This window comes from Pedobacter quisquiliarum, from assembly GCF_014642175.1.
Classification (GTDB): Bacteria; Bacteroidota; Bacteroidia; order Sphingobacteriales; family Sphingobacteriaceae; genus Pedobacter; species Pedobacter quisquiliarum.
The window spans coordinates 257,085-275,739 of sequence record NZ_BMIL01000007.1 but is presented as its reverse complement, the minus strand read 5'-3'; the positions used below and the strand labels follow the sequence as shown (position 1 = coordinate 275,739).

The window sequence follows — 18,655 nt, the reverse complement described above, 5'->3', positions numbered from 1 at the left end:
TATTCAGGCTATATGAATGCCTGATTTGTATTGAATTAATATAATTGAATTTCTTCTTTCACTTGTTCCATCAACCACATCGGTGTTGATGTTGCGCCACAGATACCGACGCGATCATTCGGGCTGAACCAACTTTTATCCAACTCTGAAACCGCAGAAATAAAGTAGCACTGCTCATTGTGTTTCTTGCAAACATCAAAAAGCACTTTCCCATTGGATGACTTCTTTCCGGAAACAAAAATGATCTTATCATAGTCAACAACGAACTTAGCAAGATCATCATAACGGTTGGATACCTGTCTGCAGATGGTATCATTCGCTTTCACATCATAACCTTTGCTAATCAGGTGATCCTTTATCGCGTAAAACTTGTCCGTGCTTTTGGTCGTTTGGCTGTATAAGGTAAACTTCTGTGGCAAATTTAGCTGCTCCAGTTCGTTTACATCCTGAAACACCAAAGCTTCACCATTGGTTTGGCCCTGCAGGCCGATAACCTCCGCATGCCCATGTTTCCCGAAAATTACGATCTGTTCTTTTTCATCATGCGAATGCTTGATGCGATTTTGCAACTTCAGCACCACCGGGCAGGAAGCATCAATAAGGGTAAGCTTGTTTTCCAAAGCGATCTGATACGTCGCAGGTGCTTCCCCGTGTGCACGGATCAACACCTTCTCCTGATGGAGGTTTTTCAGATCTTCGTGATCAATGATACGAAGTCCCTTTTCCGTTAACCGTTTAACCTCTTCATCGTTGTGCACGATATCGCCAAGGCAGTAAAGGTATTCTTCCTGATCCAGAATATCTTCCGCCATATCAATGGCATAAACGACACCGAAGCAGAAGCCCGACGCCTTGTCAATGTTTACAGCTAAATTATAACTCATCCCAGGTTGAAAGTTTAAGCCCCAAATTTACATAAAAAGCCGCTACATTATCGCGTCTTCTGTTTACCAGAGGTCAATAATTGACTGCTTAAAGCTTTTATGTACACCACCAGGAGCATGATCATTTGCAATGGGTGTGTGATCACGGCATAAAACGGATTTTGCGCCGTCAGGAAGGCGATCATTACCCTGGATAGGAAAATAAGCCCGATGGGCAACACCAATACTTTGATATCAAAGACCAGAAATATGATCAGCGGCCCTACGACCACTAAGAAGACGTACAGAAAAGCCACGAACAGATTGCCATTAAAGTATAAACGAAGGCTATCGCCAGCTGTTGCCAGTGCTTCGGCATCGTTATTTTTCGGGCACTTGTAGATAAAGGTATTACCCAGAAGCACCTCCGCATTTTGCTGATCTAACTTAACCAACCTGAGCAGGTCGGCAGCGCCTTTAGCGGGATCCAAACGTTCCAGCCATTGATTCCGGAAACATAATTTCGCATCCAAAAGCAGGCAGTCCTTGTTTGAAGCCGATAGTACCGGCGTTTTAAACAAACGCACCAATCGTAGTGGAACCATGTTCAGCAGCATGAAGTCACTCAGCGGAAGCACCAATTGCTGACGCAGACTTTTAAGTACCGGCGTGGGCACAACACTGACAATGCCCATCTTGAAAACCCGGAGCCGGTAAATCATTGAATTGATCAACCCAGTATGTATATGTGTGTTGGAATCAAGCAACATCAGGTAATCTCCGGTCGCCTCTCGCGCTACCCAAGACAAATCCTGAAGATCCCCTTTTATCATCCGGAACCGATTATCGTAACTACAGAACTGCGCAACGGTTTCTTCGTCCTGCTTTTCCATCGCACTATAGAAAATGAACACCTGAAAGGAAGTAAAGTCCTGCGCTTTGATGGAGTCCAGCAAATTAAGCAAGTTGCTTTCTTCATTGCGAAGTGTAATCACGATGGATACCGAACTCGCAAAAGCCGGCCGGAAAGCGGATAGTTTCGGGTTGGAAAGAAAATTAAATAACGTAACGGTAAACCGAAGGATTAAAAAAACGAGTACCGTATACGTAAAGACGATCATATCAGCTCAAATAAACACCGTCTTCTTCATTGGGTACATCCATCACGACATCAACATGCTCCTTTAACACCGTTGCCATTTTCAGTCCAACGAAGTCCGTTGCAATAGGGAAAATTTTATGACTGCGGTCTACAAGCACCACTGTTCTGATCTTCTTATGTGGGGTATTCAGAAATACACCCAAACCATAAGCTAAAGTTCTGCCGCTGTTCAGCACGTCATCCACGATAATGATGACTTTGTTCTTCCATTTTGACTCATCTAAGTCGGTCGAAGCAACCAGCTTGCTGTTCTGCTTCTCCAGATCTATACGCAACAATAAAATATTAAGGCTGGATATCTCCTGAAGTTTACTTTGGAGTCTAAGCGCAACTTTGTAACCCCTGTCCCAAATCCCGGCAAGCACAATTTCTTTTTCGTTCAAGTTGTCTTCCAGTATCTGGTATGCTATCCTGTTAATCTTCTGCTGAATTTGCGTCTTGTCTAAGATAAGTAATGGAGAATCTGCCATAGAATGTATTTTACCCTGCAAAAAGAACAATTTTAATGGGTTTAATCAAATATCCTAAAATTTTTTACTTTCCCTGCAACGTTTTGACTGCAACTGCGTCTAATCCTTAAACATAGCAATCCTAAACATGAAAAAGTTTTACACCACCCCAGCGATTTTGTTCACGGCCACCCTGTTGTTTAGCAACAGTTTGTTTGCACAGGTTACCAAAAACATGACCGTAAACAACTTCAACAAAGTAAGCGTATCCAGCGGTATCGACCTGTACCTCACACAAGGGAACAGCGAGAGCGCGAAGGCGGTGGGTGACAAGGAGCTTGTGGACAGGCTTATTCTGGTAAAAGAAGGCAATAAGCTGAATATCAAATACAGAGATAACAACAGTTTGTCGGGTATGTTCAGGGGCGGTAAAAGCCTGAAAGTGTATTTAAACTTTAAAACCCTGGAGGAATTATCTGCAAGCGGCGGCAGCGATGTCTACGCGCAGCAAGCTATCAAAACAGATCGCATGGCATTGGCCACTTCAGGGGGTTCAGATGTTGAATTGAACATCATCTGCAAAGACATCACCATAAAGGCCAGCGGCGGTTCAGATGTTGATCTTAAAGGGTCTGCAACAAACATGGACATGCACATTAGCGGAGGCAGCGACGTAGACGCTGAAGCATTCAGTGTATTTTACGCCAAGGTACATGCAAGTGGCGGTTCAGATGCCGAAATCCGCGTCAACAAAGGATTAGAAGCAGATGCTTCCGGCGGAAGTGACATCAGATTCAGCGGAAACGCCTCGTATAAAAAGACATCATCTTCCAGAAGTGGAAGCGTAAAGAGAATAAATTAAGTTAGTTTGAGTTTTTAGTTAAATCCCGACTGGATGGATGTCCCGCCGGGATTTTTTATGCCCGCTTGTTTTTGTACGGGTAGTAAATAAAGTTTGCGCCTTCAGGTACAATTACAAAAACGCACATGAAGTCCTCTGTCTTTTTATAGCTCTTCAGGAAAAGCACCTTTTTTTCAGGGTTGATGATCCCTTTCTCCACAAACTCCTCCAATGTCGAAGCCTGAATGGTCCAGTTCGTATTCAACTCCTCCCGGTTCAAAATCACCTCACCAATACTTACGCTATGCTGATGCGCGATGAAAATGGGATGTGTAGAAATGCCTTCCATGATGATATCAATGGCAACCTCACGGATTGAATCCGCATATAGGTCCAGATCTTTTTCCAGGCTCACCAAGGGGCTCTCCTTCTTCTTATTTTTTTTATCGCCTTCCGGCTGCTGTGGTAATAACTCTTCTATATCCATTACGCGACTTTCAATTTAAGTAAAACAACGTTCTCCACATGTTGTGTGTGCGGAAACATATCTACTGGTTTTATGCGTACCACGTCATACTTCTCGTTCAATAACGCAATATCTCTCGCCTGTGTTGCCGCATTACAACTTACATAAACAATCTTCTCCGCTTCCATTTCCAGTAAACGTGCAACAACATCTGCATGCATCCCTGCACGTGGTGGATCTGTAATGACCACATCTGGCTTACCGTGACTTTCAATAAATGATGCGGTCAGAATGTCTTTCATATCACCTGCGTAGAAAATGGTGTTATCAATGCCATTCATTGCACTGTTGAACTTCGCATCTTCAATGGCAGTAGGCACATACTCAATACCAACAACCTGCCTTACGCTACCTGCAACAAAATTCGCAATGGTACCTGCACCGGTGTAAAGATCATAAACCAATTCATCACCTGTAAAACCTGCAAACTCCTTGGTAATCTGATACAACTCGTACGCCTGTGCAGAGTTTGTCTGATAAAACGACTTCGCACCGATCTTGAATTTCAAACCATTCATCTCTTCAAAGATGTGGTCGCGACCAGCATAGGTAATTACCTCCTGATCAAAGATGGTGTCGTTCTTCTTCTGATTGATGATGTAGAGTAAAGCGGTAATCTCCGGGAATTCGTGCTGTAGATAAGCCATCATCTCGTCAATCTGCGACTGCTCAATGTAAGCAAACACCACAACCACCATCACCTCTCCTGTTGAAGAAGTACGGATGATTAAGTTTCGCAGATTGCCGCTGTGGTTCCGAAGGTCATAAAAGGTCAATCCCATGCGCAAGGCATAACCCCTAACCTGGTTTCTCAATGTATTTGAAGGCTCAGCCTGCAGATAGCAATGCTGTATGTCTAGAATCTTATCAAAGCGCAATGGCACGTGGAAGCCCAGTGCGTTCATCTCCAGGTCCGTTGTATCGCTCATGTCGCCACGGTCCAACCAACGTTTATTCGAGAAAGTATATTCTAATTTATTGCGGTAATAGGTGTCTTCAGCAGAGCCAAGGATGGGCTCCATCATCGTGGTATCCACTTTCCCCAAGCGCTGCAAAGCGGCTTCTACACTCTTATATTTAAATTGTAGCTGTGCTTCATATTGCATGTGCTGCCATTTGCAACCACCACAAGTGCCAAAGTGCTGGCAAAAAGGATCTGTTCTTAATTCAGAACTGGTGTGTAAGGTTTCAATTACGGCTTCAGCGAAATTTTTCTTCTTTTTCAGTACGCGTACGTCAACAACATCGCCTGGAACGGCTTTCTCTACAAATACAACAAGTTCATCTGCTTTTGCAACGCCTTTACCTTCTTCGGCAATATCGATAATATGCAAGTCCTGAAGGATACTTACGGTACCGTCTTTTCTTTTTCTACTCATCAGAATGCAAATTTAGAATTTTTATGCATCAAGCAGGAAAAATTAAGGCAATACCAGCCCACGAAACGCTTGAACGTAACTTTTGGAATAAGAAATCAGGATGTCAAGCTTTTACTTGCCAAAAATACTAAGGAAAAAACCAAAGATTCCGCCGGCAAGGTTGAAGCTCATATCAAATTTCTCATCTACCAAAACTGAAAATTCTAAAACCTCTTTGCTCATGATAAACAGTGCTATGTTTTAAAGATAGCAGTTTTCATACCAAAAACCGAAACGGTCTATGTTAAGCTTTTGTAAAGTAAAAATTCGGATTTATGCCTGAAGATTATAAAGCGGCTTTAACCAGGAATGGAAGCAGATCTTTCTGGAAACTCACGAAGTTTTTGCGCACATCAGATTCACTCACAGAAGTAAAAGCAAATGAAAATACAATGCTTTTGCTTGCTTTTAGCAGAAATGCCAGGCCTTCCCGTCTGGACGGATTGTTCTTAAAATGATCCAGTTGCAGGTAAGCGGCAAGCAGTAAGGACTCCAGTTGATCGGAAAGATGTTTCAGAAACTCCTGTGAGTTCGCGTTCTCACGTACGAAATCCCAACCGATAAACTCGTTGCATACCGTGTAGGTAAGCCTGCAGGTTTTCATGACCAGCGCGGTAAGGTGCGCCTCCTCATTGCTGAACTGCGCTTTATTCCGCAAGATCTCCTTGAGGTTCATGTCCAGGTAGTCCATAAGAATGGCATCCAGAATCTGTTCCTTACTCTCAAAGTACTTATAGATTGTGGCCTTTGCGATACGCGCCTTCCTGGCAATTTCGTTTACACTGGTTTTATGATAGCCATATTTGCGAAATAAGTCCTTTGCGGCCCTAATTATGCTTTCTTTGATCTTTTCTGGTTCCATTTAATTAGTGACGCGTATTTGTTGACTGCCCTGAATACGGACGGTATAAGATTTTAAATAATGAACAGCAGGGGCTTTCTGCGGACTTCCATCCAGCAGTAGCCATTTGGCACCGGTACAGGGATCAGTAGCGGTTATGCCTCCGGCATCTGGTACAATTTTACACAAATTCTCCGGATTTACAGGACTACAGCGATCATAAGCTTTATAACCCGTTCCGGTTGAAACGATCAGCAGTCCTGCAACACCCACATCGGGCACTTCCAGGATGCCGTTCTTGGCGTTGTAGTTGAACAACTGAATTGTGGTTGTATAATTTACAGGAAGCTCCGGCACATATCCCTCCCCTTTCGAGCAGCTGAGCAGTACCAGGAGCATGAACCATATGTATTTAGGCTTCCACAAATTACTATATTAATGCACTTTTAAATTGCGACAGGAAGCGCGTGTCGTTTTCAGAGAACAAACGCAGATCCTTGATTTCGTATTTAAGGTTGGCAATACGCTCAATCCCCATTCCGAAGGCGAAACCACTATATTTCTTGCTGTCGATACCACAGTTCTCCAGCACATTCGGATCTACCATTCCGCAGCCCAGGATTTCCACCCAGCCGCTGTACTTACAAAGCTGGCAGCCGTCACCTTTACAGATGGTACAGCTGATGTCCATTTCTGCAGATGGCTCAGTGAACGGGAAATAAGATGGTCTGAAACGTACCTTGGTGCCTTCACCATACAATTCCTGTACAAAATAGAACAAGGTCTGCTTCAAGTCGGCAAATGAAACTTTCTCATCCACATACAAACCCTCGATCTGGTGGAAAAAGCAATGTGCACGTGCGGAAATGGCTTCATTACGATAAACACGGCCTGGCATCAGCGCGCGGAAGGGTGGTTTGCCATGCTCCATCATTCTTACCTGTACGGAAGAAGTATGTGTACGCAGCGCGATATCACCCTTTTCACCACCTTTTTTAATAAAAAAAGTATCCTGCATATCTCTAGCCGGATGTTCTTCCGGGAAGTTCAACGCAGAGAAGTTGTGCCAGTCGTCCTCAATCTCCGGACCCTCTGCCACAATGAAACCCAGCTTATTAAAGATTTCTACAATCTCCCGGCGTACCAGTGCAAGTGGATGCCGAGCACCCACTTCAAAACCTTCACCCGGCAGAGTCAGATCCATACCGGCATCCTTGCCACCTTGCGCTTGTCCGCCCTCTTCTTTTAAGCTTTGGTATTTTGCTTCCGCAAGTTGCTTGAATTCATTCAGCACCTTTCCCAGGGTTCTTTTCTCCTCTGGTGAAACGGCCTTAAACTCATCAAATATATCTTTGATAATACCCTTGGTGCCAAGGAATTTTATTCTGAATTGCTCCAGCTCATCTGCTTTCGTGGTGCTGAAAGCGTTGATTTCTGCTGTGTATTGTGTTATCTTCTCTTGTAACATGCCGCAAATATACTGCTTAAAATAGAATTAAATTACGCCAAGGCTTTTACCAACCTTTGTGAAAGCCTCAATCGCCTTGTCCAGATGGTGCTGCTCATGCGCAGCAGATAACTGTACACGAATCCTTGCTTTGCCTTGTGGTACCACCGGATAGTAGAACCCAATCACGTAGATACCTTCATCCAGCATCTTGGCCGCAAATTCCTGCGCCAGTTTAGCGTCGTATAACATCACCGGTACAATCGGGTGAATTCCTTCTTTAATGTCGAAGCCGGCTTCAGTCATTTTCTTACGGAAATACATGGTGTTGTACTCCAGCTTGTCGCGCAAAGCAGTTGTCTCATTCAACATATCCAATACGGCAACAGAAGCACCTGCAATACCTGGCGCTAAGGTGTTGGAGAAAAGATATGGTCTTGAGCGTTGACGCAGCATGTCAATAATTTCCTTACGACCAGCAGTAAAACCGCCTGAAGCACCACCTAATGCCTTACCCAAGGTTCCGGTAATGATGTCAATACGATCCATCACGTTGAAATGTTCGTGGGTACCACGACCGTTTTTACCCATAAAACCTGAGCAGTGCGACTCATCAATCATCACCAATGCCTGGTATTTATCTGCAAGATCACAGATCTTATCCAACTGCGCAATCGTACCATCCATAGAAAAGGCACCATCGGTAACAATGATGCGGTGTCTGCAACCTTCCGCCTGCTGAAGCTGGGTTTCCAGATCAGCCATATCGTTATGCTTGTAGCGGAAACGCTTTGCTTTACACAAGCGTACCCCATCAATAATAGAAGCATGGTTTAGTTCATCAGAGATGATGGCATCCTGATCATTAAACAGCGGTTCGAAAACCCCACCATTTGCATCAAAGGCAGCAGCATACAGAATGGTATCTTCTGCGCCAAGAAAGCTGGAAAGCTTTGCCTCAAGTTCTTTATGTACATCCTGCGTACCGCAAATAAACCTTACGGAAGACATGCCATAACCATATTTATCAAGCGCTTTTTTAGAAGCTTCAATAACCCTTGCGTCAGATGACAAACCAAGATAGTTGTTCGCACAGAAGTTGATCACTTCCTGGCCGGTACTCACCTTGATATCAGCACCCTGAGGACTGGTGATGATTCTTTCACGTTTGTATAATCCGTCTTTCTCTATTTGTTCTAGTTCTTGTTGAAGAACTGGTTGCAGTGTTTTGTACATAAATATCTATATTGATGTACCAAAGTTAGGTAATTCTCACCTTTGCTGCTAACCTTAATCATGATCACTTGTCAAACTTTCATAGGTAAGATGTTGTTAACGCATATCTTTACGGCATCAAACTGCGTCTCAAAACTTCTATGAACAAAATCTTTCTCGTCTTAATGTTAGGACTGCTATACGCTCAGCAGCTTACCGCACAACAAATCAAAATCAGCGGCACCATTAAAGATAATCAGGGCACACCTGTCTCCTTCGCCTCCGTTTACGTCAAAGAGACTAGTAAAGGCACATCCGCAAATATCGACGGCAATTACGTCATCATGGTTGATCCAGGGCAGCATACCCTGCTCTACAAGGCCATTGGCTTTAAGCCAACAGAGCGCCGGATTGATCCCGTGGCCGGACTGCGGCAAGATGTGGTGATGGAAACCGAGTCCTATACGCTGGAAGGGGTTACGATTACCGCGGATGCAGAAGACCCGGCATACGAAATCATCCGGCAGGCCATCAAACGTAGAAAAATACACCTGGAAGAAGTGGATGCCTACAGCTGCGATGTTTACATCAAAGGACTGCAGAAACTGGTTGGTGCCCCTAAGAAGTTCTTTGGCAGGGACATTCAGAAAACACTGGATCTGGATACCAACCGTAAAGGTATTTTGTACCTATCAGAATCACAGTCGACCTACAATTACCAGCAGCCGGACAAGATCCACGAAGAAATGATTTCCTCTAAGATCGCCGGCCGTAACAATGCGTTCAGTTTCAACAAAGCATCAGATCTGAACATCAACTTCTACAACAACATGTTGCTGGAAAACGTACTGAGCTCCAGAGGCTTCGTTTCGCCCCTGGCGGATAATGCACTGTTCTACTACAACTACAAATTCCTGGGCATGTCTAACAGCAACGGCGAAACCATCAACAAGATACAGGTTATCCCACGCCGGGAGCACGACCCGGTTTTCCGGGGCATCATGTATATCACCGATGATAGCTGGCGACTCTTGGGGGCTGAACTTTACCTGACTAAAAACACCGGCGTGAACCTGATCGATACGCTCAACATCAAACAGCAGTACATTAAGGTCGACAATGCCTATATGCCTTCAAACGTCAATTTTCAGTTCAACGGAAACGTGATGGGCTTTAAATTTGAAGGATACTACCTGGGCGTTTACACAAACTACAACCTGGAACCAAACTTTCCGAAGGGCTTTTTCACCGGAGAACTCCTGAAAGTACCCGCCACGGTCAACAAAAAAGATTCTACTTACTGGGCGAATAACCGGCCGATACCACTAACGCCTGAGGAGCGTGCAGACTACATCCGAAAAGATCGCATAGAACAGCTTAAAGTCTCCAAGCGCTATCTGGATTCCCTGGAGCGCAGTGTAAATAAGTTTTCCTTAAGCCGGCTGCTCCTTGCCGGACACAGCATTAATAACCGCTACGATAAGCGCTACCTGAAACTTGATCCGGTGCTGAAATCCATGTTCTACAACACGGTTGAAGGCTTCGGGATTAACTATGGCCTTACGTACCTGCAGGAACTCCAGGGCTACCGCTCCTACACCATCAGACCGGAGCTGCGATATGGCTTAGCCTCTAAAACTTTAACCGCGAACCTGAATGGTACTTACATATACAACCCTGCGAAAAAAGCAAGCATCAACTTTGGTGTGGGCTCAGGGGTGTACGACCTGAACCGCTATGGTACCATGACCATGCTCTCGAACTCACTGAACAACCTGCTGTTTGAAAGGAACTTCATGAAGCTTTACCGCAAGTCCTTTTTAAATGCCGGAACCTCAAAGGAACTCTTCACCGGATTACAGGGAAACATAAACCTTGAATATTCCGAAAACAGATTCCTGCAAAACAACACCCGTTTCCGCTTCTTTGAATACAGCGACCGTTCCTTTACCTCAAACAATCCTTTCAGCCCTGAGGTAGAAACACCCCTTTTCCCCGACTATAAAGCCCTAACGGCACAAGCCACGCTGACCTACAACATCGGCAGAAGGTTCATCACCCGCCCGGAAGGCAAGTTCTACCAGGAATCCAAGTATCCGGAAGTACAGCTTAGCTACAGAAGAGGGATAAAGAATGTCTTCGGCAGCGATGCGGATTACGACCTGCTGAACCTGGAGATCTCTCAGGAAAGGATCGGAGAAGGCCTATGGGGCTTTTCATCTTTCATGATCAGTGCCGGTAAATTCCTGAATGATAAAACCGTGTACTACCCGGACCGTAAACACTTCCGCGGAAATAACTCTTTAACCACCCTGCCAAACCTACGTAAGTTCCAGTTTTTGGATTTCTACGAGTACAGCACTGATCAGCAATACCTTGAAGCACACTTTGAACAGAACTTCGCCGGATTGATCATGAATAAACTGCCGGTCATCAGAAAGCTGAAGCTTGAAGAACTTGTGGGCGTAAACTTCCTCACCCAACCGGACAAGAAGAACTACAAGGAATATTACTTCGGCTTGCAGCGCTTAATTTTCCGTGCCACCTATGGTTTCGCATACGATGGCAACAAGAAGGTTCAACATGGCTTCCGCATTTCTTACGGCTTCTAAAAAGCCTTTAAATGCCTGAAGGTGGATTCGTTTTTGCCTGTGGTGCCTGCTGTCTGAGTACACCCGGTACCACAGGCAAGCTTTCATTTCCAGCTTCGCTTAAGGACTGCAGGGCAAAGAAGTAGTTATCCTTTGAGTACGGCAATTTGATGTTGGTATCTGCGGTAAAGAACTTTTTCTGCCATACCGCGCTTGATGTTTCACGCATCAAAACATAATAGCCCTTTACCTTGCCTGTTGCTGGTGCTTTCCAGGTTAAGGTGGTCGAATTTCCTAAACCAGCCATCACCATGTTCACTTCCTGCGGTACGCCAGGAGCCTTCGCCAGGTTGGCCAGATTACTCAGGTTCATGGCGGTATTCTTTCTTAGGTATTCAAAATCCATATACGCCACCAGATCCCCATAGGCAATGCCGTTCTCGGTACGAACATCCTGGTGCTGGTGGTAGAAATTCTCATTCATTTCCGTAATTCTTACCGCAGCATAACCCTGCTGCTGATACGGAGTTTGATCGCCACCGCGAAGAAAGCGATCCGGACGATAGATCATCATCACCTGGAGGTTATCTACATAGCGTTCGCCGGTTTCTTTCACATAGCGGGCTAGTTGTCTCGACGGACTTTCGTTCTCCAGCCCCATGGACCTGATGGATGCAGCCTTCTTCGCATCAAGTTCATACGCAGGAAGTCCTTCGCTGAAAACGCGCACCTGGGTATTGTTAATGATATTCGTTTCATTACTGTTATTGCTGCCCATGATGTCGTTATTCAACACCGCGGCAATTTCCCAGTTATCGCGCTTCGCGTTTCTGGCCATAAAGCCAGAACCCAGCAAGCCTTGCTCCTCGCCACATACGGCAACAAAAATGATGGTTGCCGGAAAGCCATGTTTACTCATGATTCGCGCACATTCAATTACCGCAGCGGTACCACTACCATCATCATTGGCGCCTGGCGCATCTCCAGTACGGTCCATCACACTCGTCCGCATGTTATCCATGTGCCCGCTGATGACGAAAATCCGCTTGTCGTTTGGATCCGTGCCTTTCAAAGTTGCGACCACGTTGGTCAACACCACAGGAACGTCGATTCGCCGGCCGTCAGGTTGGTAAGTCGACGTATCCAGCTTTGCCGTCATACGCCCGGAAGAGGTTTTTGCATAGGCATTAAACCGCGACAAGACCCACCTCCCGGCAGCACCTATGCCCCTTTTTTTATCGGTTAGTGAACTTAGCGTATTTCGCGTTCCAAAACTGACCAGCTTTTCGACATGTGCCTTCAGCGAGTCGGCAGAGACTTCAGTCACCATGCCGGCAATTTCAGGGTCCTTATTGATGATTACAGGTGATTGTGCAGCGGCAGATACGGCAATGCCGCAGCCGATGAAGAGGGTCAAGATCTTTTTCATAGGAATACTTTGCCTAAACTTAAAAATAAAATACCACCCTGAGGGTGGCATTTTAAATTAATCTATAAGAGGTGGTTGAGGTTGACAATGGTGTAATTTTTACACTAACTAAGATAGTGTATTCAGAACCAGAATGTCAAACTTTTTTCAGATTTAATTGAAAACTGTTATAAACACCTACAACGAAGGTTCACAGCAGCACAAGAAAGCGCCTGAAGCGGCGCGAAAGAGGGCGGGCATACAAGGCCTCCACAGGGTCCCCACAGGGGGCATACAGGGGGTTAACAGGGCCAACGTCTAGTGAACCCCCTGGAGCCCCCTTGCCGGAACCCAGCCCACTGCTTGTGATTCCGCTGATTGCAAGGCTACCATCGTCGGGTTCTTGGCTATAAATGCGCCACGGAATTGACATTGGTCAGCTATTTTATTACTTTTGCAACATTTTAACGCCGTTTGCAGCGGTATCAATTGACTATGACACAGTATCAAACCCTACTTTACTACTGCTATTCTCCAATAGCTGAGGCGGAGCAATTTGCCACCGACCATCTTGCATTTTGCAAATCACTTAACCTTACCGGAAGAATTATCGTCGCAGACGAAGGCCTGAACGGAACCGTTTCAGGTACAAAGGAATCCTGTGAGGCGTATATGGCTGCCATTCATGCAGATCCACGGTTTGCTAAAACGGAGTTTAAGATCGATGAAGTTGAAGAGCCATCATTTATGAAGATGCACTGCCGTTACAAGGCGGAGATTGTGCACTCCGGCTTGCGTGATAAAACCATTATCGACCCCAACAAGCAAACCGGAAAACACCTGGAGCCTGAAGACTTCAAAAAAATGATTCAGGAAGAAGATGTGGTGATCCTCGATGTGCGTTCCAACTACGAACACAACCTTGGACGTTTTAAAAATGCGATAACACTGGACATTGAGAATTTCAGGGATTTCCCAGAGAAAATCAATGAACTGGCACAGTACAAGGACAAGAAGGTCCTGACCTACTGTACCGGCGGCATCAAATGTGAAAAAGCCAGTGCATTGCTTTTACACCATGGCTTCAACGATGTTTATCAACTCCATGGCGGCATTATCAAATATGGTAAGGAAGCCAATGGTGAAGACTTTGAAGGTAAATGTTATGTGTTCGACAACCGTATTGCTGTTGATGTGAACACGGTTAATCCAACGGTCGTTTCAAAATGTTTCAATTGCGGAACGGTTACGCCAAAGATGATCAACTGTGCAAATCCGGAATGCAACGAACACATCACGCAGTGTGATGCCTGCGGCGAAAAGATGATGGGCTGCTGCAGTGAACCCTGCATGAGCAATCCACGCCGCCGCCAATACGATGGTACGGGTTATTATGTAAAAGTACCACAGCCTGTTAAAGTTCCCGTGAAATAATTACCTTCGTTACTGAAAATCTACAGTATGAAACGAAGTAACTTGTATACATTTCTGTTAACCCTCTTGGTTTGCTTTGCAGTACAGCTACAGGCTACCGCGCAGCAGGCCAAGCCTTTCTGGTCCGAAATCCAGGCTTTTCAAAAGCAGGACAGCATCGCCATGCCGCCCAGGAACGGCATTGTGTTCGTCGGCAGCTCCTCTGTGCGAATGTGGAAGGATGCAGAAGAAATCTTTAAAAAATACCAGGTCATTAATCGTGGTTTCGGTGGTTCCACTTTAGCGGACGCCATCCTGTACCAGGACGAACTTATATTACGCTATGAACCGCGGCAAGTCGTGATCTACACCGGCGAAAACGATGTAGCCTCGGGTGTTAGTTCCACGGAAACTTTCGAGCGTTTCAAAACATTGGTGACAAACATCAGGACGAAAATGCCTGAGGTTCCCTTAGTGTTCATGTCGATGAAGGAATCACCTTCACGCGTGCAATTTAGAGATACCCTGCTGAAGGCAAATGCAATGATCAAAGATTACATCTCGACCATGCCCAAAGCGGTATACCTGGATGTAAATGCGAAAATGCTGGACAAAGATGGCAATACACGTCCGGAACTATTCCGCGAAGATATGTTGCACATGAAGCAAGCAGGCTATGACATTTGGGAAAAGGCTCTACGCCCCCACCTCCTTAAGAAGTAATGTAACTAAAATACGTCTCTCCTGATTTATGAAAAGAGTTCCTTTCCTCTTACTGGCTTTAATTGCATGGACAATTACATCCAAAGCACAGGATCTTAAACAATATGCAAAAGGCATTTATGTCGACAAACAGGATACGATCGCTTACCGTGTGTTATTCCCGGAACAATTTGATCCTGCCAAGCGGTATCCGGTTGTATTCTTTTTACATGGCGGCGGTGAAAGAGGCAGCGACAATGAGGCGCAGCTTACCCATGGAGCAAAGCTGTTCCTGGAGCCTGGCATCAGAAAGGAATTCCCTGCCATCGTGATCTTCCCGCAATGCTCAAGAGACTCTTACTGGTCCAACACTATCGCTTCAACGGATTCCCTCGGTAAACGTCACTTTGTCTTTCAAAAAGGCGGCAAGCCGACCAAAGCCATGCGCGCGTTATTGGGTATGGTGGACAACTTTCTGGATAAACCCTATGCTGATAAAAAACAGGTATATATCGGCGGCCTTTCAATGGGTGGTATGGGCACCTATGAATTGCTACGCCGGAAGCCGCGGACCTTTGCAGCCGCATTTGCGATCTGCGGTGGCGACAACCTGGAGAATGTAAATAAGTACAAAAAAATACCTCTTTGGATATTCCATGGCGGTAAGGACGATGTGGTTAATCCTAAATTTTCCAAAGAAATTGCTGATCAGTTGAAGATCATTGGCCGGGAAGTGAAGTATTCACACTACCCTGAAGCCAACCATAACAGCTGGGATACGGCATTTGCAGAACCAACCCTTTTACCCTGGTTGTTCTCACACCGGAAATAAGGGGGCAGCGCATTGACATTGACACAAATCTTCCGCCGTAGATGCTTCCTAAGTTTTCTTGTGCTGGCTTCCCTCCTGTTCAGTAAGGTACATGGGGAAGACATCAAGCGAATTGGCGTTCCATATATACAGAACTATTCCAAGATCACCTATGCTTCAGGAAACCAGAACTGGTCTATCGCCCGGGATCCTTCCGGGGTGATGTACTTTGGAAACGGTGAAGGGCTGCTGAGCTACGATGGCAAATACTGGAAGCAGTACCAGATGCCCAACCGGCAGATTGTAAGGGCTGTTGCGGCGGACAATCGAGGTCGGATTTACGTGGGCAGCTATGCTGAATTTGGCTTTTGGAGCATCAAGGATAACAGGATGCAGTACACGTCACTCAAGGGTTTGCTACCAGGCAAGAACGCGCTAAACAGCGAGATCTGGAAGATTTACACTGCGGGTGATAAAACGATATTCCAGTCCTTTTCCGCCATATACATATATCAAAACAATAAGATTTCTGTTGTTCAAGCGCCAGGTTCTTTTTTGTTTCTTCATCAGGTTGGTGAGCGATATATTGCGGAGGTGCTTGGAAAAGGGCTGTTTGAGCTTAAAGGCAACCGCCTTGTTGCGCTGGCAGCTGATGGTGGCCAACCACCTTCGGACGTGCTCTCCATACTGCCTTTCAAGAACAATCAATTGTTAATCGGCACGCGCCGGGCTGGGCTCTATCTTTATGACGGGAACACTTACAAAGCATTCCAGACCCAAGCGGATGACTTCTTAAAAGCCTATCAACTTAACAACGGTACCAGAATCCTGAACAAGTACTTTGCTTACGGTACCATTTTGAATGGCCTGGTCATCATTGATGAAAACGGTGCTGTAATTCAGAAGATCAGCAAATCGAGTGGCTTGCAGAACAATACCGTACTCAGCATATTCACCGATCAGGAACAGAACCTCTGGGCCGGTTTGGATAACGGCATCGACCGCATTGAACTGAACTCACCGCTGAATTTCTATTTCGACAAAGCCGGACAGTTTGGAACGGTGTATTCAAGTCTCATCTATGAAGGTAATATCTATCTGGGTACAAACCAGGGTTTATTCTACAGTCGCTGGAAACCTGAAGGTGGCAATGCCTTCGATTTCAAGCTTATCCCAAACTCACAAGGTCAGGTCTGGTCGCTAAAGGTGATTGATGGGCAGTTGTTCTGCGGGCATAATGATGGAACCTTTCGGGTTACGAACGGGGAGCTAGCGCGTATTTCCGCGGCAAGTGGCGGCTGGACCATCACTTTATTAAAAAGCAATCCCGATTACCTGATTCAGGGTACATACAACGGATTGGTACTTTTCAAGAAAGATGCCGGAGGGATCTGGCGCTTTCACCATAAGATTGAAGGCTTCACAGAACCCTCCCGGTATGTGGAGCAGGACGCCAAAGGCGATATCTGGGTGAGTCACCCTTACAAAGGTTTATACCGGTTGACCTTGAGCGGCGACCTGCGGACGGTTAAAACCAGCACTGCATATGACGAGCGCAATGGCCTCCCAAACAACGTAAACATCAATGTTTTCCCATTTGAAAACAAACTGATATTCTCTTCGGATAAAGGCTTCTATCTTTATGACGAGGTGAGTAACCGCTTCAACCCGTACACTGCACTCAATAAAGAACTTGGCGCCTTCGCGGGGTCGAATAAGATCATTCCTGCAGGCAGACACCGATACTGGTTTATCAACCATGGGAAAACCGGCCTGGCAGACTTCAGCGTACCCGGACGATCAAAGATTGAATCGGACCGTTTCAGTGTGCTCGATGGACGCATGGTGCAGTACTATGAAAACATCAGTTCCATTAGCGAGGGCATTTACCTGATCAGCGTGGATGACGGCTTTGTGGTCTACAATGAGGCAAGCCTGTCGACCCGAAAAGAACTCAAGCAACTTCCAGCGGTATTGATTCGCGGGATTTATGACCTGACAGATACCTACAAGGTCATTGCAGAACATGGACATGCGGATCCGGACATTTCAATTGCCTACAGCAGGAACAACATCCGGATTTCTTATGCCCTGCCCTACTTTCGCGAGGCAAATGTGCGTTACCAGTACATGTTAGAAGGCTATTCCAAAGACTGGTCTGACTGGAGCACGGCACCGCAGAAAGATTTTACCAATCTGAGCTGGGGCAAATATCGCTTTCTGGTTCGTGCGGCTGTAGACGCCGACTCCAAAACGAAGGTGACGGTATTTGAATTTGAAGTCTCACCGCCTATCTATGCAACGAAGCTCGCCTACTTCATCTACTTAGTGCTGTTGATTGGACTAGCGTTTCTGTTTAAGCGCCTTTATGAACGGAAGCTCTTGAAAGATAAAGCACGCATCACAGCAAAGCTACAGGAGGAGAAGGATGCCTTTCTGAAAAAAGAAGCGGAGCACACGGAAAAGCAAATCATTAAACTGGAGCGTGAAAAGTTGCAGGCCGAGCTTGCAAGTAAGAACCGGGAGCTTGCGAATTCGGCCATGAGTCTGGTTTACAAGAATGAACTTCTGCAGAAGCTGAGCCAGGAGATTGCCAAGATGAAAGATGGGGCCGGCGCAGCGATCTCGGAAGACCAGCAGCGTAAAATTCAAAACATCATTACCGAGGGTATGAATGATGAGCGCGACTGGGTTTTATTTGAAAACAGCTTTAATGATGCGCATGACAGTTTCTTCAAAAAGCTTAAAGCGAAACATCCGGAACTTGTGCCAAATGACCTTAAGTTATGTGCCTTCTTGCACATGAACATGAGCAGTAAAGAGATGGCCTCACTGCTCAACATTTCATTACGTGGTGTGGAAATTCGTCGTTACAGGTTGCGCAAAAAGCTCAATATCCCACACGATATGAACCTCACCGAGTTCCTGATGAGCATTTAATACTACATCAACACTACATCAGGACCAC

Annotated in this window: 17 protein-coding genes; 6 read left to right on the top strand and 11 right to left on the bottom strand. The window is 45.7% G+C overall.

Translation table 11 applies throughout. From position 1 onward, the window contains the following. Positions 1-35: 35 nt before the first annotated feature. From IEW69_RS12150 to IEW69_RS12140, 3 genes are read right to left on the bottom strand one after another with little or no spacing between them, the layout of a single operon-like run. The gene (locus IEW69_RS12150) at positions 36-884 is read right to left on the bottom strand and encodes a 4-hydroxy-3-methylbut-2-enyl diphosphate reductase (RefSeq protein WP_188627123.1); all 849 of its coding nucleotides are present in this window, start codon (positions 882-884) and stop codon (positions 36-38) included. Between the two features lie 47 nt (positions 885-931). After that, positions 932-1,984, bottom strand: a complete 1,053-nt coding sequence (locus IEW69_RS12145; RefSeq protein ID WP_188627122.1) for a glycosyltransferase family 2 protein — start codon at positions 1,982-1,984, stop codon at positions 932-934. Position 1,985: 1 nt separating this feature from the next. Further along, positions 1,986-2,495, bottom strand: a complete 510-nt coding sequence (locus IEW69_RS12140; protein ID WP_188627121.1) for a phosphoribosyltransferase family protein — start codon at positions 2,493-2,495, stop codon at positions 1,986-1,988. A gap of 127 nt (positions 2,496-2,622) precedes the next feature. Here IEW69_RS12140 and IEW69_RS12135 point away from each other — a divergent pair, with 127 nt between their 5' ends. Beyond that, positions 2,623-3,336, top strand: a complete 714-nt coding sequence (locus IEW69_RS12135) for a head GIN domain-containing protein (protein WP_188627120.1) — start codon at positions 2,623-2,625, stop codon at positions 3,334-3,336. 55 nt (positions 3,337-3,391) lie between these two features. On the opposite strand, the gene IEW69_RS12130 is transcribed toward IEW69_RS12135, so the two are convergent. The 7 genes from IEW69_RS12130 to kbl form a co-directional block, all read right to left on the bottom strand. After that, complete coding sequence (locus IEW69_RS12130; RefSeq protein WP_188627119.1) at positions 3,392-3,802, bottom strand: hypothetical protein; 411 nt, start codon at positions 3,800-3,802, stop codon at positions 3,392-3,394. Next, positions 3,802-5,220 carry a 23S rRNA (uracil(1939)-C(5))-methyltransferase RlmD gene (rlmD, locus tag IEW69_RS12125; protein WP_188627118.1) on the bottom strand — a complete coding sequence of 473 codons (1,419 nt, stop codon included), beginning with the start codon at positions 5,218-5,220 and terminating at the stop codon, positions 3,802-3,804. The genes IEW69_RS12130 and rlmD overlap by 1 nt, the downstream gene beginning before the upstream one ends. Before the next feature lie 111 nt (positions 5,221-5,331). Beyond that, positions 5,332-5,442, bottom strand: coding sequence for a phenylalanyl-tRNA synthetase subunit alpha (locus IEW69_RS12120; protein ID WP_188627117.1), 111 nt, complete (start codon positions 5,440-5,442; stop codon positions 5,332-5,334). Positions 5,443-5,545: 103 nt separating this feature from the next. After that, positions 5,546-6,121, bottom strand: coding sequence for a TetR/AcrR family transcriptional regulator (locus IEW69_RS12115; RefSeq protein WP_188627116.1), 576 nt, complete (start codon positions 6,119-6,121; stop codon positions 5,546-5,548). Then, the gene (locus IEW69_RS12110; protein ID WP_188627115.1) at positions 6,122-6,499 is read right to left on the bottom strand and encodes a Rieske (2Fe-2S) protein; all 378 of its coding nucleotides are present in this window, start codon (positions 6,497-6,499) and stop codon (positions 6,122-6,124) included. It abuts the gene before it with no gap. A 31-nt stretch (positions 6,500-6,530) separates the two neighbouring features. Next, on the bottom strand, positions 6,531-7,568 hold the full coding sequence (pheS, locus tag IEW69_RS12105; RefSeq protein ID WP_188627114.1) for a phenylalanine--tRNA ligase subunit alpha: 1,038 nt from the start codon (positions 7,566-7,568) through the stop codon (positions 6,531-6,533). 27 nt (positions 7,569-7,595) lie between these two features. Beyond that, positions 7,596-8,783, bottom strand: coding sequence for a glycine C-acetyltransferase (gene kbl, locus IEW69_RS12100; RefSeq protein ID WP_188627113.1), 1,188 nt, complete (start codon positions 8,781-8,783; stop codon positions 7,596-7,598). 140 nt (positions 8,784-8,923) lie between these two features. On the opposite strand from kbl, the gene IEW69_RS12095 reads away from it, so the two are divergent. After that, positions 8,924-11,374, top strand: a complete 2,451-nt coding sequence (locus IEW69_RS12095; protein ID WP_188627112.1) for a DUF5686 and carboxypeptidase regulatory-like domain-containing protein — start codon at positions 8,924-8,926, stop codon at positions 11,372-11,374. Positions 11,375-11,381: 7 nt separating this feature from the next. Here IEW69_RS12095 and IEW69_RS12090 read toward each other — a convergent pair whose 3' ends face one another. After that, positions 11,382-12,782, bottom strand: a complete 1,401-nt coding sequence (locus IEW69_RS12090) for a M20/M25/M40 family metallo-hydrolase (protein WP_188627111.1) — start codon at positions 12,780-12,782, stop codon at positions 11,382-11,384. Between the two features lie 474 nt (positions 12,783-13,256). Between IEW69_RS12090 and trhO the strand changes: the two genes are divergently transcribed. The 4 genes from trhO to IEW69_RS12070 are packed head-to-tail and all read left to right on the top strand — an operon-like array spanning position 13,257 to position 18,627. Beyond that, a complete protein-coding gene (gene trhO / locus IEW69_RS12085; protein ID WP_188627110.1) occupies positions 13,257-14,195 on the top strand; it encodes an oxygen-dependent tRNA uridine(34) hydroxylase TrhO in 939 nt (312 codons plus the stop codon). Between the two features lie 27 nt (positions 14,196-14,222). Beyond that, positions 14,223-14,897, top strand: coding sequence for a GDSL-type esterase/lipase family protein (locus IEW69_RS12080; protein WP_188627109.1), 675 nt, complete (start codon positions 14,223-14,225; stop codon positions 14,895-14,897). Between the two features lie 28 nt (positions 14,898-14,925). Then, complete coding sequence (locus IEW69_RS12075; protein WP_188627108.1) at positions 14,926-15,708, top strand: carboxylesterase family protein; 783 nt, start codon at positions 14,926-14,928, stop codon at positions 15,706-15,708. A gap of 12 nt (positions 15,709-15,720) precedes the next feature. After that, positions 15,721-18,627: a ligand-binding sensor domain-containing protein gene (locus IEW69_RS12070; RefSeq protein WP_229663609.1), complete on the top strand. Its 2,907-nt coding sequence runs from the start codon at positions 15,721-15,723 to the stop codon at positions 18,625-18,627. Positions 18,628-18,655 lie beyond the last annotated feature (28 nt).